The sequence below is a fragment of the Streptomyces anthophorae genome (assembly GCF_049310305.1).
Classification (GTDB): Bacteria; Actinomycetota; Actinomycetes; order Streptomycetales; family Streptomycetaceae; genus Streptomyces.
The window spans coordinates 6,316,383-6,336,517 of the sequence record NZ_JBLWQQ010000001.1 but is presented as its reverse complement, the minus strand read 5'-3'; the positions used below and the strand labels follow the sequence as shown (position 1 = coordinate 6,336,517).

Below are 20,135 nucleotides of genomic sequence, written 5' to 3'. Positions count from 1 at the left end.
GACCCGCGTGAATGAGGATGTGGCCCCGTGACCTTCAAGGCTGAGTACATATGGATCGACGGCACCCAGCCGACGGCCAAGCTGCGTTCGAAGACGAAGGTCATGGCGGGCTCCCCGCAGGGCCTGGACACGCTCCCCCTCTGGGGCTTCGACGGCTCCTCCACCAACCAGGCCGAGGGCCACGCCTCCGACCTCGTACTCAAGCCGGTCGCCCAGTACCCGGACCCGATCCGCGGCGGTGACGACATCCTCGTCATGTGCGAGGTCCTGAACATCGACATGACGCCGCACCGCTCCAACACGCGTGCCGCGCTCGCCGAGGCCGAGGAGAAGTTCGGCGCCCAGGAGCCGATCTTCGGCATCGAGCAGGAGTACACCTTCTTCGAGGGCGACCGCCCGCTCGGCTTCCCGGTCGGCGGCTTCCCCGCCGCGCAGGGCGGCTACTACTGCGGCGTCGGCACCGACGAGATCCACGGCCGCGACGTCGTCGAGGCCCACCTCGAGAACTGCCTGAAGGCGGGTCTCGCCATCTCCGGCATCAACGCCGAGGTCATGCCCGGCCAGTGGGAGTTCCAGGTCGGCCCCGTGGGCCCGCTGGACGTCTCCGACCAGCTGTGGATCGCCCGCTGGCTGCTCTACCGCACCGCCGAGGACTTCAAGATCTCCGCGACCCTCGACCCGAAGCCGGTCAAGGGCGACTGGAACGGCGCGGGCGCGCACACCAACTTCTCCACGAAGGCGATGCGTGAGGGCTACGACGCGATCATCACCGCCTGCGAGTCGCTCGGCGAGGGCTCGAAGCCGCTCGACCACGTGAAGAACTACGGCGCCGGCATCGACGACCGCCTCACCGGTCTGCACGAGACCGCCCCGTGGGACGAGTACAAGTACGGCGTCTCCGACCGCGGCGCCTCGGTCCGCATCCCGTGGCAGGTCGAGCGGGACCGCAAGGGCTACATCGAGGACCGCCGCCCGAACGCCAACGTCGACCCGTACGTCGTGACGCGGCTGCTCGTCGACACCTGCTGCACCGCGCTCGACAAGGCCGGCCAGGTCTGACGGCGCCGGCCGGGTCCTGATCCGGCCAACCGCTTCGGGAGGGTGTCCACATTGTGTGGGCGCCCTCTCGTATGCGTGAAGCATCTGTTTCAATGAAGGCATGGCCAGTCTCCATCGGAACAGCAGCTCGACGGGTCGTCGACCCGACCTCGAGCCGTTCTGGCCGTCCCGCCAGCACCACGACTTCGACCGTGTGTGTCGCAGCGTGAGGAACGCGCGGGCCCTCTAAAGCCGTCGACCCGACCGACCGTCACGGCCTTCGGTCCGCGCGCACGACGTACGTCCTTCTCCCCGACGTTCCCTCGCGCGAAAGAGCCGACCATGACCTCTGCCCTGCTGACCGACCCGCTCATCTCCGTCGACACCGCCTGCCGCACGGTGCACGTCGCGGGCCGCCAACTCGACCTCACGTACCTGGAGTTCGAGCTGCTCGCCCACCTCGTCGGGCACCCGCACCGCGTGCACACCCGCGACACCCTCGTCCACACCGTGTGGGGATACGGGCATGTGGGCGACGGCCGCACCGTCGACGTCCATGTCGCCCGGCTGCGAAGGAAGCTCGGCGCCGAGTACCGGGACACCATCCGTACGGTGCGCCGCGTCGGCTACAAGTACACGCCGCCCACCACCGGTTGAGGTGAAATCCGGGGGCCGATTGAACAGGGTCGGCCCCCGTTGCGTACGTAGTCCCATGGGACGCACCTCACGGAAACGGCGCTCATCGCTGGCGACGCGCATGACCATCGCGTCGGCCGCACTGCTCCTGGGTGGAGGTGGGCTGGTCGCGGTCAACGTGTACGCGTCGGCCCACGAGGACTCCGCCGACGGACAGAACGCGGGCAGCGGGACGCAACAGACACAGCAGACGCAACAAGTGGCCACCATCGACTGTCCGGACGTCGGCGCACAGCTGTCCGACGTGCCGGGCGGCGCCCGCGACGAGGTCGACGATGAACTCGCCACCCTGGACACCCAGATCACGCAGGCCTACAAGCGGCTGGCCACGACGCGGGACGCGGCCGCGCGGGATCCGCGGTTCGTACAGAACAGCATCATGGACCCGCTGAAGAAGAATCGGGCCGCCATCCTCGACCGCATCCGCCTGGAGATGGAGCGCCGCGGCGGACAGGCCCCCGACGGCATGAACGACATGGCCGAGTGCACGGCCCAGCCGAAGGAGGGCGGGCAGGAGGGCGGGCAGCAGCCCCCGGACTCGGGCGGAAACCAGGACGGCGGCGGCGATCAGCAGCAGGGCAACGGCGGGCAGGCGGGCAACGGACCCGTCGCCGCGGACTTCGCCGACATCACCAAGGTCCAGCCCAACGTCCAGAAGCCCCGGAACGGCGACAACGCTTCCACCGGCACCTTCACCTCCCGCTGCGGCGTGAACGACAACAAGAAGTTCAACACCGACAACATCATCGTGGCGCCCGGCGTCAGCAACGGCGCGCACCACCTGCACGACTACGTGGGCAACCAGGACAACGACGCCTTCTCCAGCAACGACGACCTCGCGAACGCCGACACCACCTGCCAGAACCAGGGCGACAAGTCGACGTACTACTGGCCGGTGCTGCGCGTGCAGGACGGCTCGGCGGACTTCGACGCCGACAAGGACGGCGGCGGCAAGGAGGGCAACGTCGGCAAGATCCTCCAGGCCCAGAAGGCGAGCATCAAGTTCGTCGGGAGCCCGCAGAGCGACGTCGTCGCGATGCCCAAGTTCCTGCGCATCATCACCGGCGACGCCAAGGCCTTCACCAACGGCACGGCGAACGCCAACGCGCACTGGAGCTGCACCGGCTTCGAGGACCGGCAGTTGACGGACAAGTACCCGCTGTGCCCCGACGGTTCGAAGGTCGTGCGCAGCTTCGCGTTCCAGAGCTGCTGGGACGGGCAGAACATCGACAGCGCAAACCATCGCACACACGTGGCATTCGCCGACCAGGCCGGCAACTGTCCGCAGAATTTCAAGGCCATCCCGCAGCTGAAGATGCGCCTGGTGTACGACGTGCAGGCGCCGACGATCGAGAACGGGCAGGTGAAGAACCCGTTCGCGGTGGACGGCTTCCCCGAGCAGCTGCACAAGCCGATCACGGATCATGACGACTTCATCAACGTCTTCGACGACCAGACCATGCGGAAGGTCGTGGACTGCATCAACAAGGGCGATCGCTGCACCTGAGCGATCGCCCCTTCCCGGCCGCTGCGCGGCCGGCTCAGCGGAGACCTTCGTGCCCGGAGAACTACCCCGCCTCGTGACCCCCACCACCGCTGCTCCCCGAGTGGTGCGAGGCGGGCCTCTCCAGGGTCCCGCCGAGCCGACCGCGCAGCTTCGTGAGCTGTGCGGCGCCGCCGACCGCGATCCACTTGGGTCCGACGAGGTAGACGCCGCCGTAGTCGTTGGCCTGGTCGAACCACTCGGCCTGGCCCTTGTCGGTGGTGAAGGTGGCGAGGATGTAACGCCCGCCGCCCGCACCGCAGTTGGCCTGGCGGATGTCGGACGCGTCGGTCTGGATGTCGGGGCGGCAGCCCGCCTCCTTCGCGAGGTGTTCCAGGCTCCCGGAGGCCGTACGGGGGATCTTCGGCGTGTCGTCCTCCGGGGCCCCGCCGGAGCCGCCCGCGCCACATCCGGTCGCGGCCACGAGCACTACGGCCGCGGCCACCAGTTCTTTCCTCATTGCGCTCTCCTGTCCCGTACGTTCCGTTGCTACCGTGCGCCGCACCAACCGCGACGCAAGGGGGGTACACGTATGTCCGCACCATCGCGACGCACTGTTCTCGGCACGACGGCCGCCATCGGCCTCGGCACGGCCCTGGGGACCGGCGCCCCGGCCGCTCAGGCGGATCCGCGGCCGGTCGCCGCGAGGGAGGTGCCCGTTCTTGATACGGCTGAGGCGCGCGCGGCACTCAACCGTCAACTGCCGCACCACGCGGACCAGATCCGTCTCAGACTGATGGCCGCGAGCGGCACGGAGGACCGTTTCCGGGTGACCGGGACGCAGGGCCGCATCACGGTGTACGCGACGACCCCGGCGACGCTGCTCGCCGGGGTCCACTGGTTTCTGAAGTACGAGTGCGGGGCGCACATCGCCTGGAACGGCTCCCAGCTGGACCTGCCCGACCGCCTCCCGGCCCCCTCGAAGACGCTGGAACGCAGCACCCGGCTCCCCCACCGCTTCGCGCTGAACGACACCAACGACGGCTATACGGCGCCCTTCGCCGACTGGTCGTACTGGGAGCGCGAGATCGACGTCCTCGCGCTGCACGGCTGCAACGAGGTCCTTGTCATCGCGGGCATGGAGGCCGTCTACCACCGCCTCCTGAAGGACTTCGGCTACAGCGACGAGGAGTCCAGGGCCTGGCTGCCCGCCCCGTCCCACCAGCCGTGGTGGCTGCTCCAGAACCTCTCCTCGTACGGGGGGCCACTGTCGCCCGAACTCATCGACAGACGCGCGGCGTTGGGGCGAAGAATCGTCGGCAGACTCCGCGCGCTCGGCATGAAACCGGTGATGCCCGGCTACTACGGGCACGTGCCGAAGGGGTTCGTGGAGCGCAACGGCGGGGACGCGCACGTCGTGCCGCAGGGGGTGTGGCACGGCTTCGAGCGCCCCGACTGGCTCGACCCGCGCACCGACTCCTTCGCGCAGGTGGCCAAGGCGTTCTACGGGCACCAGAAGGACCTGTTCGGCGAGATCGGCGCCTTCAAGATGGACCTGCTGCACGAGGGCGGCACGGCCGGTGACGTGCCGGTCCCGGACGCGGCGCGCGGCGTCGAGAGGGCGCTCCAGAAGAACCGTCCCGGCGCGACATGGGTGATCCTCGGCTGGGAGGCGAACCCGCTGCCCGAGCTGATCGACGCGATCGACAAGAAGAAGATGCTGATCGTGGACGGGGTGTCCGACCGGTTCACCTCTGTCACGGACCGCGAGAAGGACTGGGGCGGCACCCCGTACACGTTCGGGACGATCCCCAACTTCGGCGGGCGGACGACGATCGGGGCCCGCGCGCACATCTGGGAGCAGAAGTTCTTCGCGTGGCGCGACAAGCCGGACAGCGCGCTCGCCGGGACGGCGTACATGCCCGAGGGCACCGACCGGGACCCGGCGGCGTTCGAGCTGTGGTCCGAACTCGCGTGGATGGACGGGAAGATGGACCGGGCGGCCTGGTTCGCCTCGTACGCCGACTTCCGCTACGGGCGCCGCGACAAGGACGCCCGCGCCGCCTGGCAGGCGCTGCACGAGACGGCGTACCAGCACAGGGCAGCCGAGCGCTCCGACCCGCACGACTCGCTCTTCGCGGCCCGCCCCGACCTGTCGGCCGACCGCGCCTCCTACTACGGGCCGCGCGCGCTCGCCTACGACCCGGGCCGCTTCGACGCGGCGCTCGCCGGACTCCTGGGTGTGGACGGGAGACTGAGAGGCAGCGCGGCCTACAAGTACGACCTCGTGGACGTGGCACGGCAGGCCCTCGCGCACCGCAGCCGCCAGCTTCTGCCGCAGCTGAAGGCGGCGTACAACGACAAGGACCAGGCCACGTTCAAGGCGCTGTCGACGCTGTGGCTGCGGCTGATGCGGCTGTCGGACGACGTGACGGGCACCAACGCGGCGTTCCTGCTCGGCCCGTGGGTCCAGGACGCCCGCGAGCTCGCCACGAACGACGCCGAGCGCGCCGAGTTCGAGCGCTGCGCGAAGACCCTGATCACCGTGTGGGGCGACCGGGCCACGTCCGATCCCGGCAACCTCCACGAGTACGCCAACCGTGACTGGCACGGCCTGATCGGCGACTTCTATCTGCCGCGCTGGCAGAAGTGGCTCGACGAGCTGTCCGACGCGCTCGCCGCGGGTCGCGAGCCCGCGAAGGTCGACTGGTTCGCGTTCGAGGAGCCCTGGACACGCGAGCGCAAGGACTACCCGCTGCGGGCGTACGGGGATCCGTACCGGACCGCCGCGAAGGTCCGCGACGTCCTCGCGCGCGCCCCGTACCAGGGCTCGGTGAAGGTCACCGCCGAGCCGCCCGCCTTCCCGCCGGGCGGGCACGCGCGCGTGACGGCCACGTTCCGCAACGTCAACGGGCTGCGCGCGACGGGCCGCGTCGACTTCGGGCTCAAGGGCATCGCCGCCGAGCCCGAGGGCGCGACCTCGCTGCCGAGTGTGCCGCCGGCCGGGGAGGGCACGGTCACGTGGCGGGCGAGCGCGCCGGGCACCCCGCTCGACGAGCCGCTGCGCCCGCTCCCGTACACGATCGACGTCCAGTACGGTCCGGCCGGCGAGAAGCGGATCACCTACGTCCACAAGGGCACGCTGTTCGAGGCGGGGCCCGTCGCCGAGGGCTGGCGCACGTACAGCAACAACGCGGCGGTCTTCGGGCAGCTCGGCGACCGGTTCGCGATCGACGGCGGCGGCGCCGACCTGTGGAAGGGCACCGCGGAGTTCGGGGCGCTGTACCGCGCGAACGCGTTCCGGGACGGTTCGGTGGCGGTGGTGCGGGTGGACGCGCAGGCGGTGACGGGCCCGTGGGCACGCGCCGGGATCATGGTGAGCAACTCCATCGGCGGCTCGGGGTCCCTGGGCTTCGCGAACCTGTCGGTGACGCCCGCGAACGGCGTCGTCCTCTCCTACGACTCCACCGGGGACGGCACCCTCGACACGTACAAGCGGATCACCGGGATCAAGGCGCCGGTGCTGCTGCGGCTGTCGCGCTCCGGCGACTCGTACACCGGGGAGTGCTCGACGGACGACGGCGCGACGTGGCGGACGGTCGCGACCGTGCCGTCGCCGAGGCTCGCGTCGGCGCAGGGCGTGGGCATGTTCATGAGCGCGACGAACGGCGGGAACGGGGCGCGGGGCACGGTGGAGTTCAGCGGCTGGAAGCTGAGCTGATCCGGCCCCGACAACTCCGGTGACACCGGGGCGCCGCTGTGTGAGAGTGCCCCGGTGAGCACCGAGAACAGTGACTGGGAAGAGCGGATCGCGGCCGCGTGGGCGACGATCGACGACTATGACGAGGCGCGCGCGGGAGAGTTCCGCGCGCTGATCGACGGGCTCGCCGCCGAGCTGCCCGCCGGCAACCCCGTCGCCCCGTTCGAGCGGGCCTGCGCCTACGACTCGACCGGCCACTCCGACCAGGCGGTCCCGCTGTACCAGGAGGCGCTGCGGCTCGGCCTGTCCGGCTACCGGGCCCGCCGCACGAAGATCCAACTGGCCAGCTCACTACGGAACACGGGGCGCCCGGAAGAGGGTGTCGCGCTCCTCGAACCGGAATTGACCGCTCCCAGCGACGAGTTGGACGACGCGGTGCGGGCGTGCCTGGCGCTGTGCCTGTCGAGTCTCGGTCGCGACAGGGAGGGCCTCGCCCTGGTGCTCGGCGCCCTTGCGCCCCATCTGCCCCGGTACCAGCGGTCGATGGCGAACTACGCGAAGGCGCTGGTCGGGGCGGATCCGAATCCGACGTCATGACCGAATGACGACGGGCGGCTGTGACCATCCCACGATTCGCTCGTTCAGCTGAACGTGCAGTCAAAGGTGCAGCAGCAAACCACGCCCCCGTCCGCAGCGCCGGCCGCCGTCATCGACGTCGAGCAGGCCGAGGCCGCCCTGGTCGAGCACTACCCACGGCTGGTACGGCTCGCCTACCTCGTGCTGCCGCCGGGCCTCGGCCGCAACCGCCGCGTGCTGACCGCCCACTCGGTCGTCCAGCGGGCCCTCCCCCGCGGCCGCACCGCGGACGCGCCCGCGCCGGTCCCGGCCCAGCGCGACTCCGCGGGCCGCACCGGCGACCCCGGCTTCGCCTACGTACGCCTGAAGGTGCTGCGCAGCGCCCTGGAGGCGGGGCTGCCGCTGCGCCGCATGGCCTGGCCCAAGCGGGCGCAGCTGCCGCCGCTGCTGCCGCAGGTGTGGGGCCTGAGGCTGTTCCCGAAGTCCGGCGGCGCCGATGAACTCGCCCTGGACCAGCAGCTCTCCGCGCTGAGCGGACCGGCCCGCGCCGCGTACGTGCTGCGCGGTCTCGAGCGGCTCGACGACATCGCCGTCCGTGCGGCCCTCACCGAGGCGGGCTGCTCCGAGGAGGACGCGGCCGCGGCCCTCGCCGAGGCGCGCGGCATGGCGGCCGACGCCGGGTCCTGCACGGAGCTCCTGGAGTCCCCCGAGTTCGACCCCTGCTCCCTGCACGCGCGGCCCACCGATCTGATGCGCCGCCGCCAGCACCTGAAGGCGGCGATCGCGGCGGTCGCGGCGACGCTCGTGTGCGGCGCGCTGCTCGGCCTGCCGGGCGAGGGCTGGGCGCCGGACGGCGCGGCGGCCCCGCCGTACGCGAAGAACCCGGCGGGGCAGGCGGCCCTGAACCCGGGCAAGCTGCGGAAGGTGTCGCCGACCGCGTGGAAGACCTCGGCGCGCACCGACTTCTCGGTGTGGCCCGCGCGCGGCTCGCTCACCGGCGACAAGGAGCTGCTGCACAGGGCCCTCGCCGTGTGGGCGCGGCCCGGCGGCTCGGTGAAGGTCTCGGCGACACCGGGCACGCCCGCGGGCGCGCCGCCCGGACCGCCGCAGCTGCTGTACGCGGGCGAGCTCGACCAGGCCCGCGTCGTGCTGCTCTACGACGGGCTGCGGATCGTGCGCTACGCCGAGCCGAAGAGCGGCACGAGCGGCGCCGCGCTCGACTTCGCGCGGGTCGACGGGGCGGCGGGCGCGCAGTCGGGCGCCGTGGTGATGGACCGGGCCGACGGCAACGTCCGCTATCTGACGGCCCCTTGGGTGGCGAAGGCCGGCACCCGCGACCTCCTGAAGCCGTCGGCGGGGACGCGGGCCCTCGCGCGTACGAAGGACGGGGTGACGGCGCCGTTCCCGAGCCCGGCGCTCGCGACGTCCTGCACGTCGTGGAACGCACTCGCGCTGACCGACTCGACCGGCACCCGGCTCACCACCGACCTCGGCGAGCTCGTCCCCGCGCACCTCACGTCCGGCAGCCCCGCGGCGCCCCGCGAGGCGCGGCCCGCGGACTGGGCGACGACCGCGTGCTCGCTCGCCGCGGCCCGCTCGCACGGCGTGCGGTCCGTGAACTCCTGGGCGTACGCGCGCCAGGCACTGCCGGAGGCGAACGGGACGGCCGAGTGGCTGTGCACCCGGGCCGACACGTGGCGGGGCACCGGGCCGCGCACCCTCGCGCTGTTCCGGGCGCCGGGGGCGGACGCCGCCGTCGTGGCGGCGAAGTCCCAGTCGTCGCCCGCGTGTGGCGCGCGCGAGGCGCAGGTGCTGGCGGGTGTGCGGTGGAAGTCGCGGGAGGGGGCGTGGTACCTGGTTGCCGCGGGCAGCCGGGGGGTGAACTCGGTGACCGCGTCGGGGCGGTCGGCCGAGGGGAATGTGCTCGCGGTGCCGCTGGCGCGGGGAGCGAAGGTGTCGCTGACCGGGCGGACGGCGCAGGGCGCCAAGGTCCGGCCCCTGAGGTGAGCCCGGTCGCGGGGCTCTGCCCCGGACCCCGCGTCTCAATCGCCGGCGGGGCTTGAATCGCTCGGCCGGCGCGCGGGGGCTGAATGGTCCACTCGGCGCGTGGGGTTGAGAGACAAAAGTGGTGCACGGGGGGTGTCCATGATGGCTACCCGTCAGTACATTGACGCCATGTCTAATACGCGCGTCCCGTTGAAGGCACGCCAGGTCTCGTTCGCCTGGGACAAGACGCCCCTGCACTGGCTGCCGGACGATCCGTTCAGCACGCACACCATCAACGTCCTGCACCTCCTGCTCCCGGCGGGCGAGCGCTGGTTCGTGCACGTCTACAAGCAGGTCCTGCCGTACATCACGGACGAGCGGCTGCGCGAGGACGTCATCGGGTTCATCGGCCAGGAGGCCATGCACTCGCAGGCGCACGACGAGGTGCTGCCGCACCTGCGCGAGCAGGGCCTGGACCCCACGCCGTACACCGCCCAGGTCGACTGGTTCTTCGAGAAGCTGCTGGGCGACCGGACGCTGCCGCCGGGCAAGGCGCGCCAGTGGTGGCTGATGGAGCGGGTCGCGCTGATCGCGGCGATCGAGCACTACACCGCGTTCCTCGGCGACTGGGTGCTCAACGCCAAGGAGCTGGACCGGCGCGGCGCCGACCCCGTGATGCTGGACCTGCTGCGCTGGCACGGCGCCGAGGAGGTCGAGCACCGGGCGGTCGCCTTCGAGCTGTTCGAGCACCTCGACGGCAGCTACCGGCGCCGGGTGCGGACCTGGGCCACCGCCTTCACCGCGCTCGTCTTCCTGTGGCAGCGCGGCGCGCGGTTCTTCATGGAGAACGACCCGACGCTGCTCGACGGGAAGGCCACCTGGAAGGACTTCTACCGGAGCGGCAAGCGGGGCGTGCTGCCGACGCCCGGGGCCATGGCGCGGTCCATCCCCCGTTATCTGAGCCGGAGTTACCACCCCGACCAGGAGGGCGACACGGCCCAGGCCGTCGCCTACCTCGCCTCGTCCCCCGCGGCCACGGCCGCCGAAGCCCGTACGGGAGCCGACCGATGAACGCCCGTACGCTGCGCGGAGCCGTGGTCGTCGCAGGTGCCGCGTTCGTGGTGCGGCGCGCCGTGCGGCGGCGGGTGCGGCGCTCACCGCTGTGGCCGATGCCCGCACTGGAGGAGCCGACGTCGGGCCGGCCGCGGGCCCGCGCGCTGAGTCTGCGCGTCACACGGCACGAGCAGGTGGCCGAGGGGGTCGTGCAACTGCGCCTGGAGGGACACGACCTGCCCGCCTGGCAGCCCGGCGCGCACCTCGATCTCGTGCTCCCCTCCGGGCTCGTGCGGCAGTACTCGCTGTGTGGCGATCCCGAGGACACGTCGTCGTACACCGTCGCCACCCGGTTCATCCCGGCGGACGAGGGCGGGCGCGGCGGGTCGCGCGAGGTGCACGAGCAGGTGCGGGAGGGCACGGAGGTCGAGGTGCGCGGGCCGCGCAACCGCTTCCCGCTCGACGCGGCGGCGCCCGCGTACCTGTTCGTCGCGGGCGGCATCGGGATCACCCCGATCCTGCCGATGCTGCGGGAGGTCGCGGCGCGGGGCGCCGACTGGAGGCTGCTGTACGGGGGCAGGTCGCTGGCCTCGATGCCGTTCGTGGAGGACGTGCGGAAGCTGGGCGGGCGGGTCACGGTCGTGGCGGAGGACGAGGACGGACGGCCCGACCTGGCCGCCGCGCTCGCGGACACCGCGCCCGGCACGGCTGTGTACTGCTGCGGGCCCGAGGGCCTGATGGCGGCCGTGGAGGCGGCACTGCCCGAGCACTGCACGTTGCACAGCGAACGGTTCACGCCACGCAATTCGGTCGAGGGCAACGGCCCGTTCGAGGTCGAGCTGCGCCGCAGCGGCAGGATCGTGGACGTTCCCGCCGACACGACGGTGCTCGCGGCGGTCCGCTCGGAGGTCCCTACGGTCGCTTACTCCTGCGAGCAGGGCTTCTGCGGAACGTGCCAACAGCGCGTCCTGGAAGGGGAGATCGAGCATCGCGACGAGTTGCTCACGGATGCCGAGCGCGCCGACTCGATGCTGATCTGCGTTTCGCGGGCCCGCGGCAAGCGTCTGGTTCTCGACCTTTAGTGGAGCCGGACGGGGGCGGGGCGCGGGGGCCGGTTGGCAGGCCGGAATCGCTCGGTAGAGTGTTCGGCATGACTACCGGGGTGCGGCGCAGGATGGGAGTCGAGGAGCGGCGGCGGCAGTTGATCGGGGTCGCACTCGAACTGTTCAGCCACCGCTCCCCCGACGAGGTCTCCATCGACGAGATAGCGGCCGCCGCGGGCATCTCGCGGCCGCTGGTCTACCACTACTTCCCGGGCAAACTCAGCCTGTACGAGGCGGCGTTGAGGCGCGCGGCGCAGGATCTGGCCGAGCGGTTCGAGGAGCCCAAGGTGGGGCCGCTCGGGGCGCGTCTGCTGCGGGTGATGGGCCGCTTCTTCGACTTCGTCGACGAGCACGGGCCGGGGTTCTCGGCGCTGATGCGCGGCGGTCCCGCGGTCGGTTCCTCGGCGACGAACGCGCTGATCGACTCCGTCCGGCAGGCGGCGTACGTCCAGATCCTCGCGCATCTGGGGGTCGCTGCGCCCTCGGCGCGCCTCGAACTCGTGGTCCGCTCCTGGATCTCCCTCGCCGAGTCGACGGCGCTGATCTGGCTCGACGGTCGCCGAATCGACCGCGCGGAGCTCCAGCTCCAGCTGGTCCACGACTTCGCGGCGCTGGCCGCGGTGAGCGCCGCGTACGACGAGGAGATGGCGGCGCTGCTCCGCCACCTCCTCGCGGACGAGCCACCGGACGGCCCCTTCGCGACCCTGATCAGCCGCCTGGCGACACTGGCGCCTTCCCCCGGGGTCCCCGCGGCAACGGGCTGAGCCCTCACGTCCCTGTTGCGCGGCACCGGGGGCCGCCTTGCCCACCCTGCCGCCCAAGGCGGCAGATTGCCCAAGGCGAGGCAAATCAAGCCCCTGCGGCGATTGAGCAGCGGGGTACGGGGCAGAGCCCCGATCTTTTGAAGCCCCGCCGGCGATTGAGGCGCGGGGACCGGGGCAGAGCCCCGAGGCGTGGGAGCGGGTAGCCGTCAGTCGGCGACGGCCGAGCGGTACGCCGGGTCCAGGTCCCGTACCTCCGCGGAGAGATGCACACCGGCCGGCTCCTTGATGTGCGCCGGCAGCGCCGCCAGAACCGCCTCCGCAAGCGCCGTCTTCGCCTCCTCCGTCCGCCCCGCGAGCAACGCGATCTCCACGTGCACGAGGGACGCGGGCCCCTCCCCGACCACCGTGGTCCCGACCTCGCGGAACCGCGTCTTGCACGCGGGAATCCGCGCGGCCACGATGTCGACCGCGGCCTGGTGCACGGCCCCGGCGAGCCCCGCCCGGTCGAGCCGGTCGTCGAGGTCCGCGGAGTGGTCGACGGTGATCTGCGGCATGGATGCCCTCCGAGGCGTCGTGGTGCGTGCCTGCGTGCGCGCACGCGTGTCGGCGCCAACCTTCACCCGGAAGCGCCCGCCCGCACAATCACGTCCCGCCCAGCGGACGCACCGCCGGACACCCGGTCACCGCGGAGCCCGCCGCAGGGCCAGGAGCGCGATGTCGTCGGCGCGGTCGCGGCCGAACCGGGCGAGGAGCGCGTCGCACAGCTCGCCGGGATCCGCCGGCGCGGCCGCGGCGGCGTGCCGCAGCTCCTCCAGGGAGACGGACAGGTCGATGCCGCGGGTCTCGACGAGGCCGTCGGTGACCATGAGGAGGCGGTCGCCGGGGTCGAGGCCGAGCACGGTGGGTTCGGGGTGCGGCAGCCCGAGCCCGAGCAGCGGCCCCGCCGCCCGCGCGTACCGGGCCGCGCCGTCGTCCGGCACGACCAGCGGCGGGATGTGCCCCGCGTTGGCCACGCTCGTACGGCCCGTGGCGGGGTCGACGAGGGCCAGGCACAGCGTGGCGGTGAGCTGCGGGTGGTAGTGCTGGAGCAGCCGGTCGAGCCGGGTCACCAGGTGGGCGGGGCGGGGGTCCTCCAGGCAGTAGGCGCGCAGCGCGTGCCGCAGCTCGACCATCACCGTCGCCGCGTCGAGCGAGTGCCCCACGACATCGCCGACGGCGACGAGGACGCCCTCGGGCGCGGGCAGCGCCGCGTAGAAGTCGCCGCCCATCTCGGCCTCCTGGGAGGCGGGCTCGTAACGGAAGTCGATGTCCAGGCCCGCGAAGGCGGGCAACTGGGAGGGCAGGAAGCTGTGTTGCAGCGTGTGGGCGACATGCCGTTCCTGCTCGTACAGGACGAGGGGCTCCGCGGCGAGCGCGATGGCGCGGGCGAGCTGGGCGACGAGCGGGCCCGTCCTGCCGTCCGAGTCGTCGAAGTCGGGCGTGGCGAGGCAGACGGGGAACCGGCCGTCGCGGGTGCGGGAGAGCGTGAGCCGGGTGCCGCCGGGCCCGAAGTAGGCCTGCGGCCACGCGGCCCCGGACCGCAGCGTGGTGCGCACGCCCCCGGGCCGGCAGCGGATCTGCCGCACCTGCTCGACGGCCCGCTCGCGCGCGGCGGCGTCCGGCTCCTCGGCCGCCGGGGCGCTCCGGGACAGGCCCCTGTACACCGCCCCGTGGTCGCCGAGGACGAAGACCGCGGCGTCGCCCCCGGTGAGCCGGGCCGTCGCGGCGGCCGCCGTTCGGGCGAGTTCCGCGAGGTCGCGGGCGCCCTGCACGTCGACGACGGCCCGGGACAGCAGGGTGAGATGGTCGAACTGGGCCTGGGTGTCGGTGAGTTCCCGGGCCCCGCGGAGCGCGGCGCGCACCACGGCGCGGATCTCCTCGGGTTCGGCGGGCACCGTCAGATAGGCCTCGCCGCCCGCGTCGAGCGCCCGGCAGCGGTCCGCAGGCACCGAGGGACGGGCGGAGAAGTGCACGACGGGGATCCCGGCGAGCGAGGGCAGCGCCTTGACCCTGCGGCACAGCTCGAACCCGCTGAGGTCGGGAAGCCCCACGTCCACGAGCGCCACATCGGGCAGCGCCCCCGCGCGCAGCCGCACATCGAGCTCGACGAGGGCCTCGCCCGCGGAGCCGACGGGGATGACGACGTGGCCCGCCCGGCTCAGGACGGCGCCCAGGGCGTACCGATTGGCGGCGCTGTCGTCGACCACCAGGACGGTGCAGCCGACGTCCGTCCCGGGTCGCTGAACCATGACGTTCACGAGAAGGCCCCTCATGAGCGGAGCGATGCCGGCCCCCTCGGCCCGCACCGCACCAAACTACCGCCGGACACCCGCGCGGCGGCCTGCCCTTCGTCCGGTTCACCGTTCCGGGTGGCGCGGTCCAACCGGGCTTGCCCGTCCGGCACTTCCCGTTCGGTGGGCAATGCGGCGAGTGACGGGTAAGGTCGCGTCCCGTGACCGCACGCCTAGCCGACATCGCAAGCCAAGCGGGGGTCAGCGAAGCGACCGTCAGCCGCGTGCTCAACGGGAAGGCGGGGGTCGCCGCGGCCACCCGCCAGTCCGTCCTCGCCGCCCTCGACGTGCTCGGCTACGAGCGCCCCGTGCGCCTCAAGCAGCGCAGCGCGGGCCTGGTCGGCCTGATCACCCCGGAGCTCGAGAACCCGATCTTCCCGGCGCTCGCCCAGGTCGTGGTGCAGGCCCTGACCAGGCAGGGTTACACCCCGGTCCTGGCCACCCAGACGCCCGGCGGCTCCACCGAGGACGAGCTGACCGAGATGCTCGTCGACCGCGACGTCAGCGGCATCATCTACGTCTCCGGGCTGCACGCCGACACCACCGCCGACCCGCAGCGCTACGAACGCCTGCGCGGCCAGGGCGTCCCCTTCGTCCTCGTCGACGGGTACGCGCCCGCGGTCGCGGCGCCGTTCATCTCGCCGGACGACCGGGCCGCGGCCCGGCTCGCGGTGACGCATCTGCTCTCGCTCGGCCACACCCGGATCGGCCTGGCCGTGGGGCCGCGCCGCTTCGTCCCCGTACAGCGGAAGATCGAGGGCTTCGTACGCACGATGACGGAGCGGCTCGACCTGCCGGGGGACGAGATCGAGCACGAGTTCGTCCAGCACTCCCTCTACACCCTGGAGGGCGGGCAGGCCGCGACGGCGGCGCTGCTGGACCGGGGCTGCACCGCGGTGGTCTGCGCGAGCGACATGATGGCGCTCGGTGCGATCAGGGCGGTGCGGGAGCGCGGCATGGACGTGCCGAAGGACGTCTCCGTGGTCGGTTTCGACGACTCTCCGCTGATCGCCTTCACCGATCCACCGCTGACCACGATCCGCAAGCCGGTGCACGCGATGGGTCAGGCGGCGGTGCACACGCTCCTCGAGGAGATCGGCGGCACGCCCGCGCCCCCGAGTGAATTCGTGTTCATGCCGGAGCTGGTGGTGCGGGGGTCCACGGCCGCGTCAGCAGCGGTGTCCGTAGGGGTTCGGCCTCGTCCGTAGGGCGTAGCGGGTGCGCTCGTGACCCGCCCAGGGGATGATCGGTCGGGGGGCCGTGATCTGGCAGACTCTGTGCCTATGGGTGAAATGACCGTGACGACACGTGAAGGCCGAAAAGGGGCCACACCCTCACCCATCGCGGAAGACCGCGCCGGGCGTCGCCTTCGGGTGCCGCGGCGTCCGCGGCTCTGGTTCGAGATCCTGCTGATCGCCGTGAGTTACTACACGTACTCGCTGATCCGCAACGCGGTCCCGGAGCAGAAGGCGCAGGCGCTGCGCAACGCCGACTGGATCTGGCGGACCGAGCACAGCCTCGGTATCGCCGTCGAGCAGGCAGTCAACCATGCCGCGAATTCGGTGAGTTGGCTCATCGTCGGCATGAACTACTACTACGCGACACTGCACTTCGTCATCACGTTGGGCGTCCTGGTGTGGCTGTTCCGCTGCCATCCCGGCCGCTACGCGGCGACGCGTCTCGCGCTGTTCGCGACGACGGCGGTCGCCCTCGTCGGTTACTACTTCTATCCGCTGGCGCCACCGCGCCTGATGAGCGGCGGCGGTTTCGTCGACACGGTCGCGGTGCACCAGACCTGGGGCTCGATGGCCTCGGGCAACCTGAAGAACATGTCGAACCAGTACGCGGCGATGCCGTCGATGCACATCGGCTGGTCGCTGTGGTGCGGCATGACGATCTTCGCGCTCGCCTCGGTGCCGTGGGTGCGGGTCCTCGGGCTCCTGTACCCGGCGCTGACCCTGGTGGTCATCGTGGCGACCGCGAACCACTTCTGGCTGGACGCGGTGGGCGGCGTGCTGTGCCTGGCGTTCGGGTTCGCGGTGGCGCGGGCCTGGTACGGGGCGCTGCCGTACGCGCTGCCGCGGCTCGTGACCCCACCCTTGATGCCGGTCAAGGCCTGAAGCCCCTCGGGGGAGGGGCGGCACCGCGCGGTGCCGCCCCTCCCCCGTGTGTCAGGCGCTGCGGTGCGTGATCCGGCCGTCCGTCACGGTGAGGACGACGGGGGCTTCTGCGACCTCGTCCGCGGGGGCCGTGACCGGGTCGAGGCCGAGCACGGTGAGGTCCGCGCGCAGGCCGACCGCGATCCGGCCGCCCTCCGCCGCCTGGCCTGCGGCGATCGCCGCGTGCGAGGTGACGCCCTCCAGTGCCTCAAGCCCCGTGAGCCCCTGCGCGGGCCCGGCGGCGCCCTGTGGCACCCGCGCCATGGCGAGCACCTTGCGGGCGTCGTAGTGGGCGATCGGCCAGTCGGAGCCGAGGGCGAGCACGGCGCCGGCCTCCCGCAGGTCACGGGTGCGCCAGGCGCGGGCGGCACGCGCGTCGCCGAGCCGCTTGGACCACTCGTCGCTGTGGTCGCCCTTCGTGTACGCGGTGTGCGGGGGCTGCATCGAGGCGGCGACGCCGAGCGCGGCGAACCGCGGGATCGTGTCGTCGGGCACGGACTCGATGTGCTCGATGCGGTGCGCGTTCCGGCCGCTCTCCCCCAGCGCCTCGATGGTGTCGAGGGCGTGCCGTACGGCGGCGTCGCCGATGGCATGCGTCGCGGTGCGCACCCCGGCCGCGTGCAGATGGCGCACGGCCGCGCTGTACGCCTCCGGGTCCGGCCAGAACGCGTCCGTTCCCTGCCCGTGGCAGTCGGCGTGCTCCAGCCAGGCGGTGCCGCCCTCGACGGTGCCGTCCATGAAGAACTTGGCCCCGCCGACGCGCCAGCGGCGCCCGCCGAGCTTCTGAAGCCCGACCAGCTCGTCGAGCCCGGCCCGGTCCACGCCCGGCATGCACCAGGGCGAGACGGTGAGCCGCAGCGGCAGCTCGGCGCCCTCCTCCACGGCGGCCAGCAGGTCGAGCCCCGAGCCGTCCATGACGTGGGCCCCGGTGAGCCCGGTGGCGGCCATGGTGCCCAGCAGCTCGACGAGTCCGGCGCGGCGGTCCTGCTCCGAGGCCCGGGGCGCGACCTCGTACACCAGGTCCATGGCGGCGTGCTCGACGAGATACCCGGTGGGCCGCCCCTCGCCGTCACAGACGATCTCGGCCCGCTGGGCGAACTCCCGCGGGCCGGTGATCCTCGCGGCGTCCAGGGCGGCGCCGCTGACCAGCGCGGAGTGGCCGTCGTACAGGCGCAGGAAGGCGGGCGCGCCGCCGAGCACGTCCTCGATCAGCTCGCGGTGGACGGCCCGCCCCTCGAAGGCGTTGTGGTCGAGCCCCCACCCGACGACCCACCCGTCGAGCCGGGCTGCTGTGCGCAGGGCGGCGCGGAGTCCGTCGAGGTCCCGCACGCCGCTGAGGTCGACACCGGTCGCCATCTCCAGGCCCCAGACGGGGTGACTGTGGGAGTCGACGAGGCCGGGGAGGACGGTGGCGTCCGCCAGGTCGAGCCGTTCCGTGGCCGGGCCCTGCCAGTCCCGTACGAGGTCGTCGGTGTCGCCGACGGCCACGATGCGGCCGTCGGCCACGGCCAGCGCGGTTGCCTCCGGCCGGGTCGGGTCGAGGGTGCGGATGTGGGTGTCGGTGAGGAGGAGGTCGGCGGATGCCATGGTGCGGTTCGCTCCGTTTCTGGTCACGCTGTCGCGTCGGCGGGTGCGGTCTTGCTGTGGCTGGCTTTGCGCAGTTCCCCGCGCCCCTGAAAAACAGATCCCTGTGCCCCGGATACACAGATCCCTGTGCCCGGGTGGGCATATCAAGCCCCTGCGGCGATTGAGCAGCGGGGTCCGGGGCGGAGCCCCGTGACGTCGGCCCCGTTACTGGCCGAACCGTGCGTAGGTGTCCGGGCGGGACCGCTTGAGCCGCCAAGCCAGCGCCAGGCCCAGGACGAAGACCGCCGGAGCCACCGCCATCAACACCCAGTTGACCAGCGGAGTCGCCCCCGTGAAGAGGTCGATGTGCGTGGCCACCAGCCCGATCGCGACGGCCAGGAGGACCGTCGCCACGACCGGCGCGACGACCGTCCGCAGCACACCCTCCTGATGCGTGATCCGCCGGAAGAAGAACGGGACGGCGAGCGCCGCGAGGAGCTGGAGGGCCATCAGGCCCAGCATTCCCGGGGTGTTGACCCACAGCAGCAGCTGGTCGTACGGGTCCGCGCCCGCCGCCCAGAACCCGAGCACGACGACCGCGCCGAGCACCGTCTGCGCGAGCCCGGCGACGTACGGGGACCGGTGCTTGGGGTGGATGCGCGCGAGCGAGCGCGGCAGCACGCCCTCGTCGGCGAGCGCGAGGGCGTACCGGTTGATGGCGTTGTGGAAGGCGAGGAGCGAGGCGATGACGCTGGTGACGATGAAGACGTGCATCAGGTCCGCCGCCCAGCCGCCGACGAAGGTGGTGATCGCGGTGAAGAAGAGGTTCGCCGGGTCGTCGCCCGCCGCCTTCACGACGGCCGCGTCGCCGAAGGACTGGATCGCGATCCAGACGGTGAAGGCGTAGAAGAGGCCGAGGAAGGCGACCGCGATGTACGTGGCGCGGGGCACCGTACGGTCCGGGTCGCGGGCCTCGCGGCGGTAGATGACGGTCGACTCGAAGCCGGTGAACGCCGCGAACGCGAAGGCGAGGACGGCGGCGGTGCCGGGCACGATGACGTTGCCGGGCGCGAAGGAGGCCAGGGACAGGCCGTGCGCACCGCCCTTGATGAGCACCCCGCCCGCGAGCAGGAGCAGGATGCCGGTCTCCGCGACGAGCAGGACGCCGAGCACCTTGGCGCCGAAGTCGATCGAGCGGAAGCCGCCGTACCAGATCAGCACCAGGCCGACGAGGGAGACCGGCAGCCAGGGCACGTCCGCGCCGAACAGGGAGTGCACGGTGTCCTGCGTGGCGGAGCCGAGGAGGCCGTAGACGCCGATCTCCATGCCGTTGTAGCCGACCATGGCGAGCAGCGCCGCCCCGATGCCGGCCGGTCTGCCGAGTCCCTGGGCGATGTACGAGTAGAAGGCGCCGCCGCCGGTGACATGGCGGCTCATCGTGGTGAAGCCGATGGCGAAGACGGCGAGCGTGATGCCGGCGAGCAGGTATCCGGCGGGCGCTCCGACGCCGCCGAGGGAGATCGCGATGGGTGCGACGCCCGCCATGACGGTGAGCGGGGCGGCGGCGGAGACGACGAAGAACGCGATGTCGGACGTGCCGAGGCTGCCTGTGCGGAGGCTGGGCGGCGTGCTCGACGGTGCGTTCTCGGTCTTCGGGGAGGTCACGGTCATGCGGCAGGAA

15 protein-coding genes and 1 pseudogene are annotated in these 20,135 nt (G+C 72.2%); 11 read left to right on the top strand and 5 right to left on the bottom strand.

Translation table 11 applies throughout. The features are described 5' to 3' along the window. Positions 1–27 precede the first annotated feature (27 nt). From glnII to ACNYS0_RS28710, 3 genes and pseudogenes are all read left to right on the top strand, one after another. A complete protein-coding gene (gene glnII, locus ACNYS0_RS28720) occupies positions 28–1,059 on the top strand; it encodes a glutamine synthetase (RefSeq protein WP_422477485.1) in 1,032 nt (343 codons plus the stop codon). 360 nt (positions 1,060–1,419) lie between these two features. Next, positions 1,420–1,695 (top strand): annotated as a pseudogene (locus ACNYS0_RS28715) (winged helix-turn-helix domain-containing protein); the annotation flags it as partial. A gap of 55 nt (positions 1,696–1,750) precedes the next feature. Further along, the gene (locus ACNYS0_RS28710; RefSeq protein ID WP_422477483.1) at positions 1,751–3,241 is read left to right on the top strand and encodes a DUF1996 domain-containing protein; all 1,491 of its coding nucleotides are present in this window, start codon (positions 1,751–1,753) and stop codon (positions 3,239–3,241) included. A 61-nt stretch (positions 3,242–3,302) separates the two neighbouring features. Here ACNYS0_RS28710 and ACNYS0_RS28705 read toward each other — a convergent pair whose 3' ends face one another. Beyond that, on the bottom strand, positions 3,303–3,737 hold the full coding sequence (locus ACNYS0_RS28705) for a hypothetical protein (RefSeq protein WP_422477481.1): 435 nt from the start codon (positions 3,735–3,737) through the stop codon (positions 3,303–3,305). A 72-nt stretch (positions 3,738–3,809) separates the two neighbouring features. On the opposite strand from ACNYS0_RS28705, the gene ACNYS0_RS28700 reads away from it, so the two are divergent. The 6 genes from ACNYS0_RS28700 to ACNYS0_RS28675 all read left to right on the top strand — a co-directional run bounded on the left by ACNYS0_RS28700 (position 3,810) and on the right by ACNYS0_RS28675 (position 12,399). Next, positions 3,810–6,938, top strand: a complete 3,129-nt coding sequence (locus tag ACNYS0_RS28700) for an alpha-N-acetylglucosaminidase (RefSeq protein ID WP_422477479.1) — start codon at positions 3,810–3,812, stop codon at positions 6,936–6,938. A gap of 54 nt (positions 6,939–6,992) precedes the next feature. Beyond that, positions 6,993–7,514, top strand: coding sequence for a tetratricopeptide repeat protein (locus ACNYS0_RS28695; RefSeq protein WP_422477477.1), 522 nt, complete (start codon positions 6,993–6,995; stop codon positions 7,512–7,514). Positions 7,515–7,580: 66 nt separating this feature from the next. After that, positions 7,581–9,500, top strand: coding sequence for a hypothetical protein (locus ACNYS0_RS28690; protein WP_422477475.1), 1,920 nt, complete (start codon positions 7,581–7,583; stop codon positions 9,498–9,500). Positions 9,501–9,668: 168 nt separating this feature from the next. Further along, the gene (locus ACNYS0_RS28685; protein WP_422477473.1) at positions 9,669–10,550 is read left to right on the top strand and encodes a metal-dependent hydrolase; all 882 of its coding nucleotides are present in this window, start codon (positions 9,669–9,671) and stop codon (positions 10,548–10,550) included. Further along, positions 10,547–11,614: a PDR/VanB family oxidoreductase gene (locus ACNYS0_RS28680; protein WP_422477471.1), complete on the top strand. Its 1,068-nt coding sequence runs from the start codon at positions 10,547–10,549 to the stop codon at positions 11,612–11,614. The genes ACNYS0_RS28685 and ACNYS0_RS28680 overlap by 4 nt, the downstream gene beginning before the upstream one ends. Before the next feature lie 68 nt (positions 11,615–11,682). Continuing rightward, positions 11,683–12,399, top strand: coding sequence for a TetR/AcrR family transcriptional regulator (locus tag ACNYS0_RS28675; RefSeq protein WP_422477469.1), 717 nt, complete (start codon positions 11,683–11,685; stop codon positions 12,397–12,399). Between the two features lie 206 nt (positions 12,400–12,605). Here ACNYS0_RS28675 and ACNYS0_RS28670 read toward each other — a convergent pair whose 3' ends face one another. Both ACNYS0_RS28670 and ACNYS0_RS28665 read right to left on the bottom strand, forming a co-directional pair. Continuing rightward, a complete protein-coding gene (locus tag ACNYS0_RS28670) occupies positions 12,606–12,953 on the bottom strand; it encodes a 5-carboxymethyl-2-hydroxymuconate Delta-isomerase (RefSeq protein WP_422477467.1) in 348 nt (115 codons plus the stop codon). Between the two features lie 126 nt (positions 12,954–13,079). After that, positions 13,080–14,687, bottom strand: coding sequence for a SpoIIE family protein phosphatase (locus ACNYS0_RS28665; RefSeq protein ID WP_422477465.1), 1,608 nt, complete (start codon positions 14,685–14,687; stop codon positions 13,080–13,082). Between the two features lie 203 nt (positions 14,688–14,890). Here ACNYS0_RS28665 and ACNYS0_RS28660 point away from each other — a divergent pair, with 203 nt between their 5' ends. Continuing rightward, the gene (locus ACNYS0_RS28660) at positions 14,891–15,937 is read left to right on the top strand and encodes a LacI family DNA-binding transcriptional regulator (protein ID WP_422477463.1); all 1,047 of its coding nucleotides are present in this window, start codon (positions 14,891–14,893) and stop codon (positions 15,935–15,937) included. Between the two features lie 75 nt (positions 15,938–16,012). Next, complete coding sequence (locus tag ACNYS0_RS28655) at positions 16,013–16,849, top strand: phosphatase PAP2 family protein (RefSeq protein ID WP_422477461.1); 837 nt, start codon at positions 16,013–16,015, stop codon at positions 16,847–16,849. Between the two features lie 51 nt (positions 16,850–16,900). Here the strand turns inward: ACNYS0_RS28655 and ACNYS0_RS28650 are convergent, their stop codons facing one another. Together ACNYS0_RS28650 and ACNYS0_RS28645 are read right to left on the bottom strand one after the other, a co-directional pair. After that, positions 16,901–18,475, bottom strand: coding sequence for an amidohydrolase (locus tag ACNYS0_RS28650; protein ID WP_422477459.1), 1,575 nt, complete (start codon positions 18,473–18,475; stop codon positions 16,901–16,903). Positions 18,476–18,679: 204 nt separating this feature from the next. Then, entirely contained in the window at positions 18,680–20,125 is a 1,446-nt protein-coding gene (locus tag ACNYS0_RS28645) for an APC family permease (protein WP_422477457.1), read from the bottom strand. Positions 20,126–20,135 lie beyond the last annotated feature (10 nt).